General features: G+C 66.9%; 16 protein-coding genes. 10 read left to right on the plus strand and 6 right to left on the minus strand.

What is annotated here, in order from left to right:
• Positions 1-175 precede the first annotated feature (175 nt).
• Positions 176-586 (minus strand): helix-turn-helix domain-containing protein, encoded by a 411-nt coding sequence (locus A9513_RS27635; RefSeq protein WP_024765865.1) that lies wholly within the window; start codon positions 584-586, stop codon positions 176-178.
• Positions 587-1,051: 465 nt separating this feature from the next.
• Between A9513_RS27635 and A9513_RS27640 the strand changes: the two genes are divergently transcribed.
• The 5 genes from A9513_RS27640 (at position 1,052) to A9513_RS27660 (ending at position 10,905) form a co-directional block, all read left to right on the plus strand.
• Positions 1,052-3,838: a winged helix-turn-helix domain-containing protein gene (locus A9513_RS27640; protein ID WP_065327888.1), complete on the plus strand. Its 2,787-nt coding sequence runs from the start codon at positions 1,052-1,054 to the stop codon at positions 3,836-3,838.
• A 285-nt stretch (positions 3,839-4,123) separates the two neighbouring features.
• Positions 4,124-5,797 (plus strand): arylsulfatase, encoded by a 1,674-nt coding sequence (locus tag A9513_RS27645; protein ID WP_065327889.1) that lies wholly within the window; start codon positions 4,124-4,126, stop codon positions 5,795-5,797.
• A 253-nt stretch (positions 5,798-6,050) separates the two neighbouring features.
• On the plus strand, positions 6,051-7,103 hold the full coding sequence (locus A9513_RS27650) for an AraC family transcriptional regulator (RefSeq protein ID WP_065327890.1): 1,053 nt from the start codon (positions 6,051-6,053) through the stop codon (positions 7,101-7,103).
• A 153-nt stretch (positions 7,104-7,256) separates the two neighbouring features.
• Positions 7,257-9,584 carry a TonB-dependent receptor gene (locus tag A9513_RS27655; protein ID WP_038803641.1) on the plus strand — a complete coding sequence of 776 codons (2,328 nt, stop codon included), beginning with the start codon at positions 7,257-7,259 and terminating at the stop codon, positions 9,582-9,584.
• Between the two features lie 7 nt (positions 9,585-9,591).
• Positions 9,592-10,905, plus strand: coding sequence for an LLM class flavin-dependent oxidoreductase (locus A9513_RS27660; protein ID WP_037007423.1), 1,314 nt, complete (start codon positions 9,592-9,594; stop codon positions 10,903-10,905).
• Positions 10,906-10,929: 24 nt separating this feature from the next.
• Here the strand turns inward: A9513_RS27660 and A9513_RS27665 are convergent, their stop codons facing one another.
• From A9513_RS27665 to A9513_RS27685, 5 genes are all read right to left on the minus strand, one after another.
• Positions 10,930-11,382 carry a universal stress protein gene (locus A9513_RS27665; RefSeq protein WP_065327891.1) on the minus strand — a complete coding sequence of 151 codons (453 nt, stop codon included), beginning with the start codon at positions 11,380-11,382 and terminating at the stop codon, positions 10,930-10,932.
• A gap of 91 nt (positions 11,383-11,473) precedes the next feature.
• Positions 11,474-12,514 (minus strand): AraC family transcriptional regulator, encoded by a 1,041-nt coding sequence (locus tag A9513_RS27670; RefSeq protein WP_065327892.1) that lies wholly within the window; start codon positions 12,512-12,514, stop codon positions 11,474-11,476.
• Between the two features lie 189 nt (positions 12,515-12,703).
• Positions 12,704-13,981, minus strand: a complete 1,278-nt coding sequence (locus A9513_RS27675; RefSeq protein ID WP_065327893.1) for a DSD1 family PLP-dependent enzyme — start codon at positions 13,979-13,981, stop codon at positions 12,704-12,706.
• A 16-nt stretch (positions 13,982-13,997) separates the two neighbouring features.
• A complete protein-coding gene (locus A9513_RS27680; protein ID WP_169887229.1) occupies positions 13,998-15,326 on the minus strand; it encodes a D-arabinono-1,4-lactone oxidase in 1,329 nt (442 codons plus the stop codon).
• 82 nt (positions 15,327-15,408) lie between these two features.
• Complete coding sequence (locus tag A9513_RS27685) at positions 15,409-15,774, minus strand: cytochrome c5 family protein (protein ID WP_024765872.1); 366 nt, start codon at positions 15,772-15,774, stop codon at positions 15,409-15,411.
• A 216-nt stretch (positions 15,775-15,990) separates the two neighbouring features.
• Between A9513_RS27685 and A9513_RS36230 the strand changes: the two genes are divergently transcribed.
• Genes A9513_RS36230 through A9513_RS27705 form a run of 5 tightly spaced genes read left to right on the plus strand, consistent with a single transcriptional unit; the run spans position 15,991 to position 21,291 of the window.
• Entirely contained in the window at positions 15,991-16,158 is a 168-nt protein-coding gene (locus A9513_RS36230; protein ID WP_157837666.1) for a hypothetical protein, read from the plus strand.
• On the plus strand, positions 16,159-16,641 hold the full coding sequence (locus A9513_RS27690) for a formate dehydrogenase subunit gamma (RefSeq protein ID WP_065327895.1): 483 nt from the start codon (positions 16,159-16,161) through the stop codon (positions 16,639-16,641).
• A complete protein-coding gene (locus A9513_RS27695) occupies positions 16,635-18,194 on the plus strand; it encodes an NADH-quinone oxidoreductase subunit NuoF (protein WP_065327896.1) in 1,560 nt (519 codons plus the stop codon). The genes A9513_RS27690 and A9513_RS27695 overlap by 7 nt, the downstream gene beginning before the upstream one ends.
• Positions 18,191-21,079, plus strand: a complete 2,889-nt coding sequence (fdhF, locus tag A9513_RS27700) for a formate dehydrogenase subunit alpha (RefSeq protein WP_065327897.1) — start codon at positions 18,191-18,193, stop codon at positions 21,077-21,079. The genes A9513_RS27695 and fdhF overlap by 4 nt, the downstream gene beginning before the upstream one ends.
• On the plus strand, positions 21,076-21,291 hold the full coding sequence (locus tag A9513_RS27705; protein ID WP_065327898.1) for a formate dehydrogenase subunit delta: 216 nt from the start codon (positions 21,076-21,078) through the stop codon (positions 21,289-21,291). Before fdhF ends, A9513_RS27705 begins: the two co-directional genes overlap by 4 nt.
• Positions 21,292-21,300: the final 9 nt, after the last annotated feature.

Below are 21,300 nucleotides of genomic sequence, written 5' to 3' on the forward strand. Positions count from 1 at the left end.
ATTTGCTTTCAGTGGGTGCCGGCGCTGCCGGAAAGGGTTTGGACTCGTTTTGCAGTGCGTCACTGCATGGAACAAAGATTAATTTCGACACCCTTGATCCACTAGACGGCAAAAATTGCCTCTAGCGTTCCATTTACAGAACGACAAACACATGGAGCACCGCTGGGCGCTCGGGCTAACCCGCGTGCCGCCAGGTCGAACGGTGTTCCTCATGGAAGAACTGGCGCTGCCAGCTCAAGGGCGTAACGCCTTCGATGCGGTAGAAAATCCGGCAGAAATGCGCCTGGTCGCAGAAGCCACACTGCAGGCCGATCTCCGCCAGCGGGAAGGACGATTCGCGCATCAGTTGCTTGGCCTTCTCCACCCGCAGGATGCGCATCCACGCCTGGGGCGAGTGACCCGTGGCGACCTTGAACTTACGGGTGAAATCGCTGCGCGACAGGGCGCAGGCGGCGGCCAGGTCGCTCACCGCGATGCCGCTGTCCAGATGCTTGAGCAGCAAGGCCTGGGCGCGCTCGCGCTGCCAGGGCGCAAGATCACGCTTTGGCGCGTCCACTGGCATCTGGCCGATCAGTCTCTGAAGCATGCTGGTCCCTCCCCTGCGGTCTGCTGGCCATTTTTTGTGGGCGAAGGGGTGGCGGCGAGTTAAAGCTGGTTAAACGGCATTAACCCGAGGGAGAGAAAAGGCGGCGGACCGAAGACCGGGAAGCGGATTTTCCATTGCCCGCGTCGTCACTTGCGATCATCGCGACAGCTCCCGACTGACACCCGCCAAGCCTTGCCCGGCCAGGCCTGCGAGGCAGAGCAGCCAGCAGCGCAGGACACCCGAAAGGCAATGTCGAGGTGAACGCGGCGTTAATCGTTATTAGGCAAAATGTCCGGATCAGGCTCGCCGGCGCACGATGGCCCAACGCCGAGCCGTCGTTTACCCTGAGTGTCATTCACAAAAAGAATGGCCAATCGACCGCAGAGTCGATGGACCTGCGCCACCAGGGCGAACACCTGGGCCGGCGCGAAAACTGCCCCAGCGTGCGAAAGCGACGACCAGACGATGACTCCCGAGCCCGTGGCGACGGTCGAAACCGTGCTTCATTTCGGCCCCTACCAGATATTCCCCACCTCACGCATGATCCTCGAGGCCGGCCGTCCGCTGCGCCTGGGCCAGCGTGCACTGGACATCCTTTTGGCGCTGCTGGAGCGCGCCGGCCAGGTGGTGAGCAAGGGCGAACTGCTGGCCCGCGCCTGGCCCGGCCAGGACATCGACGAAGGCAACCTGCGGGTGCACATGGCCGCCCTGCGCAAAGCCCTGGGCGATGGCCAGAATGGCCGGCGCTTCATCGTCACGGTGGCATTGCGTGGCTACAGCTTCGTCGAGCCGCTGACCGCTTCGACGCAATCCACGCCGGCCCATGACCCGGGGGCCGCGGCGAACCACAATCTGCCGCCGCGGCGCAATCGCCTGCTGGGGCGCGAAACGGAGCTGGAGCGCCTGGTTGCCGAACTGCCGCAACGCCGCTGCATCAGCCTGGTGGGCAGCGGCGGCATCGGCAAGACCAGCCTCGCCCTGCAGGCCGCCGAGCGTTTCATCGGCCAGTACCGCCACGGCATCCGCATGCTCGACCTGACCCCGTTGCAGGACGCACGGCCGTTGAACAGCACCCTCGCCAGTGCCCTGGGCATTCCGGGACTGGCAGGCGAATCGTTGGAACAGATCTGCACCCAGGTCGCCGACCGGCAGATGCTGCTGCTCATCGACAACTGCGAGCATCTGATCGAAGCCGCCGCGCATCTGGTGGAGTGCCTGCTGCGCCATGCGCCGCAGATGCATATCCTCGCCACCAGCCGCGAAAGCCTGCGCGCCACCGGCGAGCACATCCAGCCGCTGCGGCCGCTCGGTTGCCCACCAGCGCAGGTCGCCAGCATCGAGGACGCCCTCGCCTACCCGGCAGTGGCGCTGCTCATCGAGCGGGCGAAGGAGACCCACGAAGAGTTCGAATTCCGCCCCGAGGACCTGCCGCGGGTCGGCGAAATCTGCCGGCGCCTGGAGGGCATTCCGCTGGCGCTGGAACTCGCCGCCGGGCACCTGGGCCAGGCCGACGGCAGCATCGATGCGTTGTTGCAGGGTGGCTACCTCGACCTGCCGCTGCAATCCGATCGCCACCAACACCTGCGCGCGATGCTCGACTGGAGTTACGCGCTGCTGCGTCCCGCGGAGCAATCCTGCCTGCGGCGCCTCAGCGTCTTTCGCGGCAGCTTCACGCTGGACTCCGTCGCCGCGGCCCTCGGCCAACCGGCGGACCTGGGCACGGCCTTCCTGCTGGTGAATCACCTGACGGCCAAGTCGCTGCTGAGCACCGAGGTTCGCGGCGACGAAGTCACCTACCGACTGCTCGAACCAACCCGTCTTTACGCGCTGGAAAAACTCGAGGCCACCGGCGAACTCCACGAAGCCCGGGAGCGTCATCTGGAACTCTGCGAGCGCGCGATGCAGGCCGCGCAGGATGAGTGGGAACGGTCGGCGTCCCAGGGCTGGCTGCAACGCCACGCGCCATGGCTCGCCGATGTTCGCGCCGCGCTCGACTGGGGCCTGCACGCCGAGGTCCGGCACACCCTGGCGATCCATCTCGCGGCCTGTTCGTCACCGCTGTGGCAGGAGCTGTCGCTGCTGCACGAGTACGGCCCCCACGTGAGCGCCGCACTGGGCCTGCTCGGCGCACAATCCGCTGCATCGCTGGAGCTGGCCATGCGCCTGGAGCTGGCGTTGGGCAACACCACCTATCACGACGTGCGCAACAGCCAGGCGAACGAGGCCTTCCAGAACGCGCGGTTCCTCGCCCAGCAGATCGGTGACCGCCCTGGCGAGCTCACCGCGCTGTCGGGTGGCCTGGCGGTGCTGCTGTGGGCCGGCCAGTACCAGTTGGCGGCCGAGCATAGCCAGCGCTTCGACCGCCTGAGCAGCGGCCAGGGCGAGATACTCGCCACCAGCGCACTGCGCCTGAAGGTACTGGCGCTGCATTACTCGGGGAATCAGGTACTGGCCCAGTCCGTCGGCGACGACGTACTTGAGCGCCTGGAACAACAGCGGCAGGCGAACCGCTTCGCTCCGTGCCTGGGCGTGCAATACGACCAGCAGGTCGCTTCCCTGGCCACCCAGGCTCGCACGCTCTGGCTGCGCGGCCTGCCGGAACAGGCGGAGCGTATGGCAGCGCAGGCCATCGAACTGGCCTGCGAAATCGACCACAGCGCCTCCATCGCCTACAGCCTCGCCGCGGCCGGTTGCGTCATCGCTTTCTATAACGGCGAACTCGACAAGGCTCGTCAACGCGTGCGGCAGATGGTCGAGGTCGCCGAGCGCCACCGCGTTCCGCTGTTCACCGACTGGGCGCGGCACTATGCCTGGGCCATGCGCTTCGAGGACTCACCCGGCGCCCCCGCGGTCGGCCTGGTGCGCGACATCGTGCAAACCCTCGGCGGCCGTCCCCTGCCCGCAGACCCGGCCCAGTTGATGCGTGCAAGAACTGGCGCCGCAGGCTGGTGTGCGCCGGAAATCCTGCGCAATGAAGCCGTTGCCCTGCTCGAGCGCGACGACCGCGAATCCCTGCTCGGCGCGGAAACCCTGCTGAGCCGCGCCCTGGCGCTGGCCCAGGAACAAGGTGCGCTGGCCTGGGAACTGCGCTCGGCCACCTGCCTGGCGGGGCTGTGGCACACGCAGGGCCGATCGGAAGCCGCGCGGCAACTGCTGCAGCCGGTCTACCGTCGCTTCACCGAAGGCTTCGACTCGCCCGATCAGCAACGGGCGCGGCGCTGCCTCGAGCTGTGTGACTCCGCCGGCAACTGACTGATCCCCCTTCCCAAGCCCGGCGACCCGGAAAGCCCGCCTGTGCGGGCGGTCGTGTTCGATGCCGATAAGGCATGAAAAGTATTCGCCGAAGGCAATGGCGCGTTCGCACAAGGGCGTCCTTAATGGGCGCTCTTATCGCTTGAAGGCATCGATATCTTCCTGGATATGCCGGAAAAGGAGCTTCCCCAGGCTGCACTCAAGCCAGGGAAACAGGCTGCGAAGCGCCCATCGCGCGCAGCTGCCAGCCCTCACGATGCACCGCACCACCTGCCTGAGACGACCATGAGCAAACGCCCGAACTTCCTGCTGATCGTTGCCGACGACCTGGGTTTCTCCGACCTTGGCGCCTTCGGCGGCGAGATCGACACACCGAACCTCGATGCCCTGGCCACGGCCGGCCTGCGTCTCACCGATTTCCATGCAGCGTCTGCCTGCTCGCCGACCCGCGCCATGCTGTTGACCGGCACCGACCATCATCTCGCCGGCATCGGAGCGATGGCCGAATTCAGCGACGAGACCATCCGCCGCAACCCCGGCTACGAAGGCCACCTCAACCGGCGCGTGGTAACCCTCGCCGAGCTGTTGCGCGACGCCGGCTACCACACGCTGATCTCCGGCAAATGGCATCTGGGCCGTACGGCGGAGACCTCGGCGGCGGCACGCGGTTTCGAGCGTTCGTTCATCCTGGAAGGGGCCGCACACAACCACTACGGCTGGTCGCCCGACGTGGTGCCACACAAGATGCCGCGCCTGCTGCATGCGGTGGAAGGCACTTACCGCGATGGCCTCGACCCGGTAAGCGAACTGCCGGAGGATTTCTATTCCTCCGATGCCTTCACCGACCGCCTGCTCGACTACCTGGACGAGCGCCCGACGGACGATGGACGGCCCTTCTTCGCCTACCTGCCCTTTTCCGCCCCGCACTTCCCATTACAGGCACCGGACGAGCTGATCAGCAAGTACAAGGGGCGCTACGACGGCGGTCCCGATGTGCTGCGCGAACAGCGTCTGGCGCGGCTGAAGGAGCTGGGGTTGATCGCCGAAGACGTTGAAGCCCACCCGGTAGTAGCCGACACACCGAACTGGCACGAACTGGATGACGCAGGCAGGCAACAGTCGGCCCGCGCCATGGAGGTCTATGCCGCCATGGTCGATCGCCTGGACTGGAACGTCGGCCGGGTCATCGAGCACCTGCGCACCAGCGGCGAACTGGACAACACAGTGATCGTGTTCCTCTCCGACAACGGCGCCGAAGGTGCAGCGCTTGAAGCCCTGCCCATCGTCGGCAAGCGCGCCCAGCGCTTCATCGCCAAGCATTACGACAATCGCCTGGAGAACGTGGGCCGCGCCAACTCCTATGTCTGGTATGGTCCACGCTGGGCCCAGGCGGCCACCGCCCCCTCGCGCCAATTCAAACTCTTCACCAGTCAGGGCGGCATCCGCGTTCCAGCCTTCATCACCTGGCCCGGGCTGCATCTGCAGGGAACCATCAGCCATGCCTTCGCCACGGTGATGGACATCGTGCCGACCCTCCTGGAACTGGCCGACACGCGCCATCCGGGCCCCCACTACCAGGGCCGCGAGGTGTTGCCGATCCGTGGCCGTTCGCTGCTGGCGTACCTTCAGGGACAAGAAACCGAGCCGCACGCGCAGGACGAAACCACCGGCTGGGAGCTGTTCCGCGCTTGTGCCATCCGCCAGGGCCGCTGGAAGGCGCTGTATATTCCCAAGCCTGACGGTCCGGGGCGCTGGCAGCTCTACGACCTCGCGCGCGATCCCGGCGAAATCCACGACCTGGCGGAGCGGGAGCCGGAACGCCTGCGCGCTCTGGTGGAGCAATGGCAGCGCTATGTCGACGAAACCGGTGTGCTCGACTTCAGCTTCGCCGGCCGCCTGTTCCGCGAGCTGGCGCGTGGTCTGCTGCGCGTCTTCACGCGACAGCCAAGAACATTGTGAGCACCGGCGATACCGGCGGTTTTCCGGGACCACGGCGCACGCCCCTGCACCGCAACCCGCCAGGCATATTTTCCATGCTGAAAACGCATCGTCGTGGTCACAACCCGCAACGGCCTCCACTTAGGCATTTCAGTTATTTAAATAATGAAAATAATTCCTTCATGAGCTAAAAAATGCTTGCCATCATGGCGCTCCCTCCGTCGCAAACGACTGTCGCAGAGCGGCGCGGGCCTTTACCCAGGGAGTAGCGCACATGCATGCCGACACCATAGCCACCTGGGCCCAGGTCATCGCCCGCGCCTTGCAGGCCCACGGACACGATCCCAGACCCCTGCTGCGCACCGCCGGCATCGACCCGGCACAGTTGCAGGACGCCAACCTTCGCATTCCGCTCGAGCGCATGAGCGCCCTGTGGCGCGCCGTGGAGCGCACCACCGGCGATCCGGCGTTCGGCCTTGAAGTCGCCGCGCACAGCCTGCCCACGGACTTCCATGGCCTGCTGTTCGCCCTGCAAAGCAGCGCCACCGTCGGCGAAGCGCTGGAGCGCGTGGTGCGCTTTTCCCCCGTGGTGAGCACGTCCGGCCAGGTCAGCCTGGAGCGCGGCGACGGAGTCTGCCGCCTGATCCACCGGCGCATCCCCCGCGCACAGGTCGAGCAGATGGCCACCGAGGCACTGCTCGCTTCCGGACTGCGGCATGCCACGCCGATCTGGGGCCTGGGCGTGGTGCGTTGCGTACACCTGGCGCGGCCCCGCCCCATCGACGCCGACGCCTGGGAAGCGCGTTTCGGCCAGCGCCTGGTCTTCGATGCTGCACACAACGCCGTAGACTACGACCCGGCGCTACTGGAAATCCCGCTGCGCAGCGGGAACCGCGAGCTGGCGCAGATCCTCGATGGCAGCCTCAACAGCTACCTCAAGCGCCTGTCCGGCCACGACCTGCCCGAGCAGGTCCGCCAATCCATCGTGCGCCAACTGCCCAGCGGCGAAGTCCAGCAGGGGCTGGTCGCCGAGGAACTGGGCATGAGCACGCGCAACCTGCATCGCCACCTGCTGCGTCATGCCACCAGTTTTACCCAGCTCCTGGAGGAAACACGCCGTGAACTGGCGTTCGCGCACCTGCGCCAGCCTCACTGCTCGGTCAACGAAGTCTGCTACCGGCTGGGCTTCAACGAGCCCAGCAGCTTCAACCGTGCATTCCGCCGCTGGACCGGCCAGAGCCCGGGGCAATGGCGCCAGGGCGAACTGGGCCTGGCCGAGTCACCGGCCGCCGTCCGGCCAACCGGCGGCTTCGCCCTGGCGTTGTGAGACCGGTATCTGTCTGCGGCGGACCATGGATTGTCCGCCAAAGCCCATCGTCTTCGAGTGAGCTTGCCTAGCATCGGCGACCAGAGGGGTGACCAGCCCCCGCTTCGCCGACTTCCAGCCGTGCGTGCCACGGCCCTGCTGCAAGGACAAGCCATGCATAGACTCCCTTCGCGCGCCAGCCGCACCGGCCTGGCGCTGCACCCACTGACCCTGGCGCTGCTGCTGGCCGCTGGCAATGCCGCCGCCGATGGGCAGAGCGCCGTCGGCAACGACGGCCAAGCCGTTACCGATGCCCTGCAGACGGTCACCGTGACCGCCCGCCGCCGCGAGGAAAACGCTCAGGACGTGCCGACGCCGATCACCACGCTCAGCGGCGACACCCTCGACAAGCAGCGCATCTACAAGATCCAGGACCTGCAGCAGGCATTGCCCAGCGTGAACGTCGCCTACATCCACGCGCGCCAGTCGAGCCTGGCCGTGCGCGGTATCGGCAACAACCCGGCCAGCGACGGCCTGGAAGGTTCCGCCGGGATCTACCTGGACAACGTCTACCTCGGCCGCCCCGGCATGGCGGTGTTCGACCTGATGGACATCGAACAACTCGACCTGCTGCGTGGTCCGCAGGGCACCCTGTTCGGCAAGAACACCACCGCCGGTGTACTGAACATCACCACGCGCAAACCGACCTTCACCCCCGAAAGCAGTATCGAAACCTCCGGCGGCGAGAACGGCTACTTCCAGGGCAAGGGCAGTTTCTCCGGCCCGCTGACAGAGACCCTGGCCGGGCGGCTGTCGCTCTACCGCACCCGCGACGATGGCTACCTGAAAAACCTTGCCGACGGCCGCACCCTCCTGGGCGGCGAGCGCGAAGGCGTACGCGGCCAGTTGCTGTTCCAGCCCAACGATGATTTCAGCCTGCGCTGGATCAACGAATACAACAGCGAGAACTCCAGCCAGGGCAGCGGCGTGATCTACGGCGGCTCCAGTCAGTTCTGGCGCCGCGCAGCCCTGGTGGGCGCCCATCCGGTGGAGGGCAAATCCAACATCGACGGCCGGCAGAACGTCAGCGTCCACCAGAACGCCAGCTCGGTGGAAGCCAACTGGAACCTCGACGGCGGCTACAAGCTGACCTCCATCAGCGCCTATCGCTATTGGCACTTCAACCCGGCCAACGATTCGGACGAGTTGGACGTGCCGGTAATCCGCGACCTGGGTTACGAAATCCACGACCGCCAGTTCTCTCAGGAAATCCGCCTGGCCTCGCCCACCGGCGGTACCTTCGACTATGTGGTGGGCGCGTACGCCTTCCGCCAGAGCCTGAACAACCGCTATTTCGTCGACCTCGGCCCGTTGGCCGACCTCAACCTGATCGGCGCCAACCTCAATGCGCTGAACAACGTCAGCAGCACCAGCAAGGGCTGGATCGACACCGACAGTTTCGCCCTGTTCTCCCAGGGCACCTGGCACCTGAGCGACAAGCTGGACTTCACCCTCGGCCTGCGCGGCACCTATGAAGAGAAGCAGGCGCAGGTCGAGCGCTCCGCCCCCGTGGGCGGCGCTCCGGTCGGCGGCCTGCCTGCGGCGATCCGCGCCAGCCAGGCCGGCGCCTACGACTCCGGCGACCTCAGCCTGCACAACGCCGCGCCCTCGGCACTGCTCAGCCTGAGCTACAAGTTCGACGACAATCTGCTGGGCTACGCCTCGTTGTCCCACGGCGAAAAGTCCGGCGGGGTGAACCTCACCATCGGCAGTGCCCCCAGCGCTGGTGCCGACTCCCTGCTGGTCGGTCCCGAGCGCGCCAACGATGCGGAACTGGGGATCAAGAGCACGCTCTTCGACCGTCGCCTGCAGCTCAACGCCAACCTGTTCTGGACCGGCATCACCGGCTACCAGGCCACCACCTACTACCAGCCCGCCGGCTCGCTGACCGGCTACCAGGTACTGGCCAACGCCGGCGACCTGCGTTCGCGCGGCCTGGAGTTCGAAGCCACCGCGCTGCCGCTGCGAGGCCTGACCGTGAACTTCAACGGCTCGTTCAACGATGTCACCTATCTGTCGTTCAAGGACGCCCCCTGCCCGGCCGAAGTCAGCAGCCAGCCCGGCGCGCCGGCCACCTGCGATCTCTCCGGCGAGCGGGTGATGGGCGCGTCGCGCTGGATCGCCAACCTCAACGGCGAATACAAGTGGCAACTGGACAACCGCTTCGAGCCCTATGTCACCGCGAGCTACGCCTACCGCTCCGAGGCCGAGGGCACGCTGGACAACTCCAGCCTGTCGAAGATCCCCGGCTATGGCCTAGCCAACTTCTCGGTGGGCCTGCGCCACGAAGTCGGCGACGGGCTGCTGGACGCCTCCCTGTGGGTGAAGAACGCCTTCGACAAGGAGTACTACCAGGCAGTAATCGCTTCCTCCAACGGCCTGTACGTGGGCTATCCCGGCCAGCCGCGCGTGACCGGCGTGACCCTGCGCTACGACTTCTGAGGTACATATGAGCCAGACACAGATCAGCCTCGGCGCCTTCCTGATGGGCAGCGGTCACCACCTGGCCGCCTGGCGCCACCCGCTGGCACCCGCCGGCGCCCTGGACTTCGCACACTTCCGCCGCCTGGCGCAGACCGCCGAACGCGGCCTGTTCGACGCGATCTTCTTCGCCGACAACCTCGCCCTGCTCGGCAGCAATGAACTGGCCGCGCACACCACCCTCGGCGAGGTATTCGATCCACTGATGCTCCTCGCTTCGCTGGCCTCGGTGACCGAGCGCATTGGCCTGATTTCCACCGTCTCCACCAGCTACAACGATCCCTACCTGCTGGCGCGCCGCTTCGCCTCGCTCGATCACCTGTCCGGCGGCCGTGCCGGCTGGAACCTGGTGACCTCGGCGACGGACCAGGAAGCACAGAACTTCGGCCTGGAGCAGCATTTCGACCACGCCGACCGCTACGCCCGCGCCGAGGAGTTCATCGATGTGGCCCGCGGCCTGTGGGACAGCTTCGCCGACGACGCCTTCCGCCGCGACAAGCTCAGCGGCCGCTACTTCGACCCGGAGCAACTGCGCACCCTCGCCCATCATGGCGACTACTACCGCGTGCGCGGCCCGCTGAACCAGCCGCGCTCGCCGCAGGGCCACCCGGTGCTGGTACAGGCGGGCTCGTCGGAACCGGGCAAGGCCCTGGCCGCGCGCACCGCCGAGGTGGTGTTCACCGCCCAGCAGACGCTGGAGGATGCACGCGCCTTCTACAGCGATCTGAAGGGGCGTCTGGCCGGTTACGGACGCGAAGCCCACGAACTGAAGATCATGCCGGGAATCTCCCCGGTGATCGGACGGACGCAGAGCGAAGCCGAAGACCTCCACGCCGAGCTGCAGGGGCTGATAGAACCGCAGTTGGGGCTCGCCCTGCTCTCAGGCATGGCCGGCGGGCTGGACCTGTCCCGTTTCCCGCTGGATGGCCCGCTGCCGGAGCTGCCACCCAGCAATGCGATGAAGAGCCGGCAGGCGCTGTTCGTCGAATTGGCGCGCCGGGAAAAGCTGACGTTGCGCCAGCTCTACCTGCGGGCAGCCGGGGCACGTGGGCACTGCACGCTGGTCGGCGACCCCAAGCAGATCGCCGACCATCTGGAAGCCTGGTTCAGCGCCGGCGCCGCCGACGGCTTCAACATCATGCCGCCGCTGTTGCCCAATGGCCTGGACAGCTTCGTGGAACTGGTGGTGCCGGAGTTGCAGAAGCGCGGGCTGTACCGTCGCGAATACCGCGGTAGCACGTTGCGCGAACACCTCGGGCTGCAGCGGCCGGAGCGTCGATAGGCCAGCCACCGCGCCAGCGGTTCACTACAGGTCGCGCACCAGCAGCACCGGTCGCTGGCTCGATTGCAGCACGCCTTCGGCCACGCTGCCCAGCATCAGCCGGCGCACGCCGCGGCGGCTGTGGGTGCCCATGACGATGGCGTCGGCCTTGACGGCGTCGGCCTCGCGCTCGATGCGATCGGCCACTTCCTCACCGGCAGTTTCCATGCTGACCCGCTGGTAAGTGGCCGGCACGGCGTATTCGGCCACCACGTCCCGCGCCTTGCTCAGGATATCGTCGGCGGCCTTGAGTGCGGCGGCTTGCAGGGCCTCGGCGTCGTAATACTTGGCGTAGTAAGGCAGATGGCCGAGCGGGCGATCGACGATGGTGATGACATGCAGTTCACCACCGCTCATGCGGACCAGCCTTGCGCCTTCGGCCAGGGCCTTGAGGGAAACGGGGCTGCCGTCGACGGCAGCCAGTACGTGCTCGTACATGCTGTGCTCCTCGTTGAATGGGCACTACGACCTTAACCGCACAGGCCGGCAGCACCCTTGTGCCGCGTCAATGTAATCGCCCAGCGGTGCTTCAGTGCGCCGGCATCGCCTCGTCGCGGCAGGCGGACGGGCTCTGCCCGGTCCAGCGCTTGAAGGCCCGGCGGAAGCCGCGCACATCACTGTAGCCGAGCGCCTCGGCGATGCGCTCGATGGGCATCTCCGGGTTGTTCAGCAGGCTCATGGCGCGTGCGTGGCGCACCTGTTCCTGCAGGGCGTCGAAGCTCATCCCGTGCTCGCTCAGGCGGCGACGCAAGGTACGGCTGCTCATGTTCAGCTCGCCTGCAACCTTGTCGATGGGGCTGCCGTTGGCCAGGTCGCGAGCGATGGCACGCTCCACCGTTTCCAGCAGGCCGGTCTTCTGCTGCACCTGGGCGTACTCCCCCTCCAGCAGGCTGAGCGCCTGGCGCAGCGCGACCGGGTGGTGGCTGGGCAGTTGCACATCCAGCCAGTGGCTGGCGATGACCACCCGGTTGTGCAGGCAACCGAATTGCAGGTTCGGCCCGAGCAGCCGGCGGTACTCGGCCTCATAGACCGGTGCGGCATGGGTGAACTCGAAACGCAGGGGCTGAAACTGGCGCCCGATCAGCGTGCGGTTGTAGACCAGCAGGCTGGCGAAGAACTCTTCCACGGCGAACACCTGGATGTCGGCGTAGGGCAACCGGCATTCGACTTCGATGAAGCTTTCCTCGGGCCCCTCGATCAGGTTGCACAGCGCAATGCCGCCAGTGGTGTGCTGGAAGCGCCGGCCCACCTCGAAGGCGTCGCGCAGGGTCTTGCAGAGGGACAGTACGTGGCCAAGCAGGCCGAGTGTGCCCAGCACGTTGTGATGGCCGACCCAGAGCCCCAGGCCACGCTCGGGCAGCGCCGCGAGGGCTCGCTGGATCATCGCCACCGTCTGCCGGTAGGTGACGCGCTGCGCCGGGTCCTGCAGCTCCTCGGCGGTAAAGCCGAGCCCGCGGCACAGGCGTTCGCTGCTCACTCCCTGGTCACTGGCGACTTCGGCGAGGGTCTGCAGCAGGAAAGGTGAAACCAGGGCCAGGTCGAATTGCGCGTCGATGCTTGTGCTGGGCATGTAGGCTGCTCTCGAGCGGGGGCGCCGGCGATTCTTGTCATGTGGGCGGCGCAGGATGGCCGCATCATAACGCTTTCGCAGGCTCGCCAAGAGCGGGCGTAACAGAATATTACAGACGACCTCGCGCAATGCCCCGCTGGCGCGGGCGGACGGCTCCATGCCGCCCGCCCAACGCCAACGCTGCGCCGCTCAGCTGTAGACCGGCCAGTGCTCGACGATGCGCCCCCCGCGTATCGCCAGCAGGTCGTCGAACTGCAGCAGGATCGACTCGGACTGGGTCGGGCGCAGGAACATCTGGTCGTCCACTTTCAGGTTCACGGCGCTGGAGCCGTTGACCATCTCCTGGTTCGAGCTGCGCCCGTACAGGCCGTTGAACTGCAATCCCCTGGGCGACTCGGGTTCGGCCATCCAGTTGCCGCCGTAGACGAAGAAGGTCTCGCGCTGGTTGGCATCCCACCAGGAGAACAGTGCCGACTTGTCGTCCAGTGCCGGAATCCGCACCGGCCCGGTGCTCTTGATGACTGGCGTGGCGATGAAGGCAGCCGGCTGGTGGTCCACCAGCGATGGCAGGTCGTAGTGGGTCGGCTTGACCAGCGCCGAGCCCACCGACACCTCGGTGCTGGTGCGTTCGTTCTCGTGCATCCTGTAGCTCGGGCTGCCGGCGGTATTGAGCGTCAGCCCCGGCTTCCACAGCGGCGCATGGCGGGTGCGGGCGTAGTCGACGAAGCCGTCGTAGAGCGTCATGACCTTGGCGAAAAGCTCCTCGGAGGAGCCCAGCACCTCGGGCACGCCCATGCCGACGAAGGGGTCGTAGCCCATGAATCCGGCGAACTCCAGGTGCTGCGGGTTGGCGCCGATGATCGTGAGCATCCTGTCCAGCGTCGCGTGGTCCGCCACACCGCCACGGTGCAGGCCGACGTCCAGTTCGATGTTGATCCGCAGGCGGGTGTTGCGCCCTTGCGCCAGCGCCAGGTACTGCTGCAGGCGCTCGGGGGTGTCGAGCAGCCATTGCAGCTGCTTCGTCGGGTCGAACGGGCCGCGAAGTTCCTCGTAGAACTGCTGTGCCGAGCCGACCGGCAGTGGCTTGCCCAGCAGCAGGTCGGCATCGGGAAAGCGCTCGGCATCGTGATTGAGGAACGGCTGGTGGAACGACATCATCCGCCGAGTGCCGGCGCGCTGGGCGATGTAGTCGAGCAACTGCGGCGACGGCAGGGACTTCTCCACCACGCGCAGGTGCTTGCCGGTGCGCGCCACCGACTGCATCACCACGTCGACGTTGTGGTCCAGGCGGTCGAGGTCGATCAGCATCACCGGGCGCATCGGCCCGTGCTCGCGCAGTTCGCGGTTCAGCCGGGCGAAGTAGTCGTCGTATGGCACGCCGTGGTCGGACGGTCGCAGCCAGGCACCGGCGCCGACGAGCAGAACACCTGCCCCGGCCGCACCGACGATGAAATGGCGTCGTTTCATGGGTTGTTCTTCCTTGTCAGGCCACGCCCAGGATCGATGACAGGTGGGCATTGAGGAACTTGCCCTGCGGGTCCAGCTCGCGGCGCACTTCGGTGAACTCTTTCCAGCGCGGGTACAGCGGTTGCAGCGTGCGCGCGTTGAGCGTGTGCAGCTTGCCCCAGTGCGGCCGGCCGGCGTACTTCCAGAAGATCGGTTCGATGGCGGCGAAGAAGTTGTGGTGGTCCATGCTGTAGTGCTGGTGCACGGAGATGGAGCAGCTGTCGCGGCCTTCGAACATGCTCAGCGGAATGTCGTCGGCCTTCACGTAGCGGTATTCGATGGGGAACCAGGTGCGCAGGTCCTTGTCGTTGATCTTCTTCAGAATCTCGCGCAGGCAGGCCGGCCCGTGTTCCGCCGGGACCGAATATTCCATCTCGTTGAAGCGCACGTTGCGCACGTTGGCGTAGATGTCGTAGGAGTCGCCGACGCGGTCGTCGAAGCTGGCGACATGGCGCAGGCTGTTGAGCAGGAAGCGCCGCGCGGCGGGGAAGTCGCTGCCGTACTTGTCGAGGTTCTCGATGATGCTGACGAACTGGTTGCCGCCCTCCTCGGCCGGGTCCAGCGGCGGCGTGGCCGGGTCGGTGGTCTCGTTCAGGGCGATGGACAGCGCATAGTCGGAATGGGTCATGACCTGCATTTCCCAGTGCTGGTTCTCGCGGGTGTTCTTTTCCACGTCCTCCAGCAATTCCTCGGTGCTGGCCACCCACTGCCGCTCGCGCAGGCGATAGGCCTGGCGGTTCTGCAGGCGCACGCGGGTGGCGATGCCAAAGGCGCCGAGGGATACCCGCGCGGCGTTGAACACCTCGGGGTGGCGCTGGGCATCGCAGTCCAGCACCTCGCCGCTGGCGGTCACCAGTTGCAAGCCGGTGACGCGCGAGGAATAGGAGCCGAAGCCGACTCCGGTGCCGTGGGTTGAGGTGGAGATCGCCCCGGCCAGGGTCTGGTAATCGATGTCCGCCATGTTCGGCAGTGCCTGGCCGACCTCCTTCAGTGCCGGCCCCATGAGCGACATCGGCGTGCCGGCCGCGAATTCCGCCTGCAATGTGTCGGCATCGTGGCCGAGCAGGCCGTTGAAGTAGGCCAGCGAGACCAGCGTGCCGTCGGTCGGCACCAGGGCGCTGAAGGAGTGCGCCGACCCCACAGGGCGCACCTTGCCCTCGGCCTGGCGGATGACCTGCACCAGCTCGTCGAGGCTCTGCGGAGCCAGGCGCGCCGCCGGCAGGCAGCTCTGCCCGCCGGACCAGTTGCGCCAGGGAATCAGCCGCGGCGCGCGGGCCAGTTCGGCGGCCAGCGGGCTGCTCGACAGCGCCGCGAACGCGCCGGCAATGCCAGCGCTGTGCAGGAGTTGGCGGCGGGTGAGATGAATAGACATGCAAGCAACCCCGCGCTTACCGGACCGATTGGCCGGACATGAAGGAAATCAGCGCCAGGAACTCGTCCTCCGAGCACTGCATGCACATGCCCATCGGCGGCATGCCCTTGAAACCGTTGATGCTGTGGTCCAGCAGGCTGTCGGCACCCTGGGCGACCCGGGGCTGCCAGGCTTTCGCATCACCGGCCTGCGGTGCTCCCGACGCCGGGTTGGCGTGGCAGAGCTTGCAGCTGCTGTCATAGATTTTCGCCAACGCGGGATCGGCAGGCGCCAGGGCGGCGGCGTTGCGGGTAGGCGGCGCGGCGTCATCGCCACAGCCGCCGAGCAGGCCGACCAGGGCCAGCAGGGCAAACGGCAGCCAGGCCGTTGCGGGTTTATGCATGGTGCTCCCCTTCTTCCCGCGCGCGGGAACGGCGCGGATTCTTGTTGTCATGGGCAGCAGCAGGTTAAGTCGAGCGCCGCTCGCCACCGAGGGCTTTGCCGGCCAACAAGGGGGCTCTGAGCGGACAGCGTGGCCGTTTCGGCAGTCTGTCGGTTTAAGGGTCTGTCGGTTTCAGGATGCGCAGGGTCGCTGCGGTGCAATCCTTGAACACAAGGGATGGCAAGCTTCCATACTGTCGAGGACCAGGCGCGCCCAGATGCCTGGCCGGATAATAAGAATGGCGCCCCGAACAGCCACGCAGCCCGTGACGTGGCCGGTACGCCGCAGCCGAAGGATTCCGGATCGCCGCCCATGGCGGGCATCCGCGATATCGAGGTGCGCTGAATGCCTGATGATTCGCTTCACCTGCCCCTGATCCATGATGTTCTGGAACGCCTGAAAGCCACGCCCGGCGCCCTGCTGCCAGTGCTTCATGCCATCCAGGATTGCGTCGGCTACATCCCCGACGCTGCCCTCCCTGAAATCGCCCACGCCCTGAACCTCAGCGTCGCCGAGGTACGCGGGGTGATCAGCTTCTACCACGACTTCCGCACTGCGCCCCCGGCCCGCCATACGCTGCGCCTGTGCCGCGCCGAGTCGTGCCAGAGCCGCGGCGCCGAAGCCCTCGCCGCACAACTGCGCGAACAGCTCGGGCTGGACGACCACGGCACCAGCGCCGACGGCCGCATCGCCCTGCGCCCGGTCTATTGCCTGGGCGCCTGCGCCTGCTCGCCGGCCCTGGAGCTGGACGGCCGGGTGCACGCGCGCCTCACCGCCGAACGCCTGCGCGAGCTGGTGAACGGTTGCCGGGAGGACGCCGCATGTTGAAACTGTTCATCCCCTGCGATTCGCTGGCCCGCGCGGTGGGCGCCGATGAGGTGACCGACGCCCTGGTCGCCGAAGCCGAGCGACGCCGGATTCCGCTGGAGATCCAGCGCACCAGCTCGCGCGGCCTGTACTGGCTGGAACCGCTGGTGGAAATGGACGGCAGCGAAGGCCGGCTGGGCTTCGGTCCACTGGCGGCAGCCGATGTCCCGTCCCTCTTCGATGCGCTGGCCGACGCCCCTGCACGCCACCCGCTGGCCCTGGGTCTGGTGGAAGAGATTGCCTACCTGAAGACCCAGCAGCGCCTGCTGTTCGCCCGCGCCGGCATCACGCGGCCGCTGTCGCTGGACGACTACCGTGCCCATGGCGGCTTCGACGGCCTGGCCCGCGCCATCGGCATGGACGGCACCGACGTCGTCGCCACCGTGCTCGATTCCGGCCTGCGCGGCCGTGGCGGCGCGGCCTTCCCCGCCGGCATCAAGTGGCGCACCGTGCGTGACGCCGTTGGCCCGCAGAAATACGTGGTGTGCAACGCCGACGAAGGCGACTCCGGCACCTTCGCCGACCGCATGCTGATGGAAGGCGACCCCTTCCTGCTGATCGAAGGCATGGCCATCGCCGGTCTCGCCGTCGGCGCGAGCATGGGCTACCTCTACGTGCGCTCCGAGTACCCGGACGCCATCGAGACACTCAACCTCGCCCTGAGGATCGCCCGCGAAGCCGGCTACCTGGGCGACGATGTCTGCGGTAGCGGCCGCGCCTTCGAGCTGGAAGTGCGGGTCGGCGCCGGCGCCTACATCTGCGGTGAGGAAACCGCCCTGCTGGATTCCCTGGAAGGCAAGCGCGGCGTGGTCCGCGCCAAGCCGCCGCTACCGGCGCTGCAAGGCCTGTTCGGCCTGCCGACGCTGGTGCACAACGTGCTCACCCTGGCCTCGGTGCCGATCATCCTGGCCAGGGGCGCACAGTACTACCGCGACTTCGGCATGGGCCGTTCGCTGGGCACCATGCCCTTCCAGCTGGCCGGCAACATACGCCACGGCGGGCTGGTGGAACGTGCCTTCGGCCTGACCCTGCGCGAGCTGGTGGAAGGCTACGGCGGCGGCACCGCCAGCGGCCGACCACTGAAGGCTGCGCAGGTCGGTGGCCCGCTCGGTGCCTGGGTACCGCCCTCGCAGTTCGACACCCCGCTGGACTACGAAGCCTTCGCCGCCGTCGGCGCCATGCTCGGCCATGGCGGCGTGGTGGTGGTCGACGACACGCTCGACATGGCACGCATGGCACGCTTCGCCCTGCAGTTCTGCGCCGAGGAATCCTGCGGCAAGTGCACGCCCTGCCGCATCGGCTCGACCCGTGGCGTGGAAGTGGTCGACCGGCTGATCGCCGCCACCGACCTCAGCGCCCGCGAGGAACAGGCGCGGCTGCTCACCGACCTCTGCGACACGATGCAATACGGCTCGCTCTGCGCCCTCGGCGGCATGACCGCCTTCCCCGTGGCCAGCGCCCTCAAGCACTTCCCCGCCGACTTCGGTCTGGCGACTTCGGAGGCCGACTCGTGATCAATTTCTTCGACCCTGCCACGTCCAGCACGAGTGACATCGACCTCGGCACACCCGCCCGCGAGAGCGACGTGCAGGTCAGCCTGAGCATCGACGGCCGCGAAATCAGCGTCCCTGCCGGTACTTCGGTGATGCGCGCCGCTGCGCTGCTGGGCACCAGCATTCCCAAGCTCTGCGCCACCGACAGCCTGGAAGCCTTCGGCTCCTGCCGCATGTGCCTGGTGGAGATCGACGGCATGCGCGGCTACCCGGCCTCCTGCACCACGCCGGTCAGCGAGGGCATGGTGGTGCGCACGCAGACGCCGAAGCTGGCGGGCCTGCGCCGCAACGTCATGGAGCTGTACATCTCCGACCACCCGCTGGATTGCCTGACCTGCTCCGCCAACGGCAACTGCGAGTTGCAGACCGTGGCCGGCCAGGTCGGCCTGCGCGAGGTGCGCTACGGCTACGACGGCGCCAACCACCTGAGCGATGCGAAAGACGTTTCCAATCCCTACTTCGACTACGACCCGAGCAAGTGCATTGTCTGCAACCGCTGCGTGCGCGCCTGCGAGGAAATCCAGGGCACCTTCGCCCTGACCCTCTCTGGGCGCGGCTTCGACTCGCGCGTGGCGGCGGCCGGTGGCGAGAACTTCCTCGATTCCGAATGCGTCTCCTGCGGCGCCTGCGTGCAGGCCTGCCCGACCGCTACGCTGATGGAAAAGAGCGTGGTCGAGATCGGCCAGCCCGAGCGCGCTGTCATCACCACCTGCGCCTACTGCGGCGTGGGCTGCTCCTTCCGCGCCGAGATGAAGGGCAACCAGCTGGTGCGCATGGTCCCGGACAAGAACGGCCAGGCCAACCACGGCCACTCCTGCGTCAAGGGCCGCTTCGCCTGGGGCTACGCCACGCATCCGGACCGCATCACCACGCCGATGATCCGCAAGCACATCAGCGACCCCTGGCAGGAAGTCAGCTGGGACGAGGCCGTCACCTACGCTGCCAGCGAATTTCGCCGCATCCAGACGAAATACGGGCGCGACTCCATCGGCGGCATCACCTCCAGCCGCTGCACCAACGAAGAAACCTACCTGGTACAGAAGCTGGTGCGCGCGGCGTTCGGCAACAACAACGTCGATACGTGTGCGCGAGTCTGCCACTCGCCCACCGGCTACGGCCTGAAGCAGACCCTGGGCGAATCCGCCGGCACCCAGAGCTTCGACTCGGTAATGCAGTCCGACGTGGTGCTGGTGATGGGCGCCAACCCTACCGACGCACACCCGGTGTTCGGCTCGCAGCTCAAGCGCCGGTTGCGCCAGGGTGCGCAACTGATCGTCATCGACCCCCGGCGCATCGACCTGGTCGACTCGCCCCATGCCCGCGCCGAGCTGCACCTGCAACTGCGCCCCGGCACCAACGTCGCCATGCTCAACGCGCTGGCCCACGTCATCGTCAGCGAGGGCCTGGTCAAGCAGGACTTCGTCGATGCGCGCTGCGAGGCCAGCGACTTCATCCGCTGGCGCGATTTCGTCAGCCTGCCGGAGAACGCCCCGGAAGTGCTCGGCCCGGTCTGCGGCGTGCCTGCCGAGGAAATCCGCGCCGCCGCCCGCCTCTACGCCACCGGCGGCAACGCGGCGATCTACTATGGCCTGGGCGTCACCGAACACAGCCAGGGCAGCACCGCGGTGATGGGCATCGCCAACCTCGCCATGGCCACCGGCAACGTCGGCCGCGAAGGTGTCGGGGTGAACCCGCTGCGCGGCCAGAACAACGTGCAGGGCTCCTGCGACATGGGTTCCTTCCCCCACGAGCTGCCCGGCTACCGGCACATTTCCAACCAGACCGTGCGCAGCCAGTTCGAACAGGCCTGGGGCGTCACCCTGCAGCCCGATCCCGGCCTGCGCATTCCCAACATGTTCGAAGCGGCGCTGGGCGGCACCTTCAAGGCGCTGTACTGCCAGGGCGAGGACATCGCCCAGAGCGACCCCAACACCCAGCACGTCACCGCGGCTCTTTCCGCCATGGAGTGCGTGGTGGTGCAGGACATCTTCCTCAACGAAACCGCCAAGTTCGCCCATGTATTCCTGCCGGGCAGCTCCTTCCTCGAGAAGGACGGCACTTTCACCAACGCCGAGCGGCGCATATCCCGCGTGCGTAAGGTGATGGAGCCGCTGGGCGGCAAGGCAGACTGGGAGGCCACGATCGCGCTAGCCAGCGCCCTGGGTTACCCCATGGACTACCAGCATCCGTCGCAGATCATGGACGAGATCGCCCGCCTGACGCCGACCTTCACCCGCGTCAGCTATGCCGAACTGGACCGCCACGGCAGCCTGCAATGGCCGTGCAACGACGCCGCGCCCGATGGCACACCGACCATGCACATCGAGCAGTTCGTGCGCGGCAAGGGGCGCTTCATGCTCACCGGCTACGTGCCCACGGAAGAGAAGGTCAACGCCCGCTACCCGCTGCTACTCACCACCGGGCGCATCCTCAGCCAGTACAACGTCGGCGCGCAGACCCGGCGCACCGACAACGTCGCCTGGCACGAGGAGGACCGCCTGGAAATCCACCCCAGCGACGCCGAGAGCCGCGGCATCAGCGACGGCGACTGGGTTGGCGTGGGCAGCCGCGCGGGGCAGACGGTGCTGCGCGCCAAGGTCAGCGAGCGGGTGGCGCCGGGCGTGGTCTACACGACCTTCCACTTCCCCGAATCCGGCGCCAACGTGATCACCACCGACAATTCCGACTGGGCCACCAACTGTCCGGAATACAAGGTCACCGCGGTGGAAGTGGTGCGCGTGTTCCAGCCTTCGGAATGGCAGAATCGCTACCAGGCGTTCAGTGACGAACAGCGGCGCTTGCTCAAGGAACGGCGCCACACGGAGAAAGCGGAGGCCCGTCGATGAGCGTGGATAACCTGATCAAGATGGCCAACCAGATCGGCCAGTACTTTTCCACCGAGTCGAACCACGACCTGGCGGTGCAGGGCGTGCAGCAGCACCTGCAGAACTTCTGGACGCCGGCGATGCGCCGCGAGCTCAAGGACTGGCAGGAACAGCATCCGGGCGATGAACTGCATGCGCTGGTGCGGGCGGCATTGGCCGAGAACGTGGTTTAGTCGAATACC

Origin of the sequence: Pseudomonas sp. AU12215 (assembly GCF_001675465.2) — a bacterium.
GTDB lineage: Bacteria > Pseudomonadota > Gammaproteobacteria > Pseudomonadales > Pseudomonadaceae > Pseudomonas > Pseudomonas nitroreducens.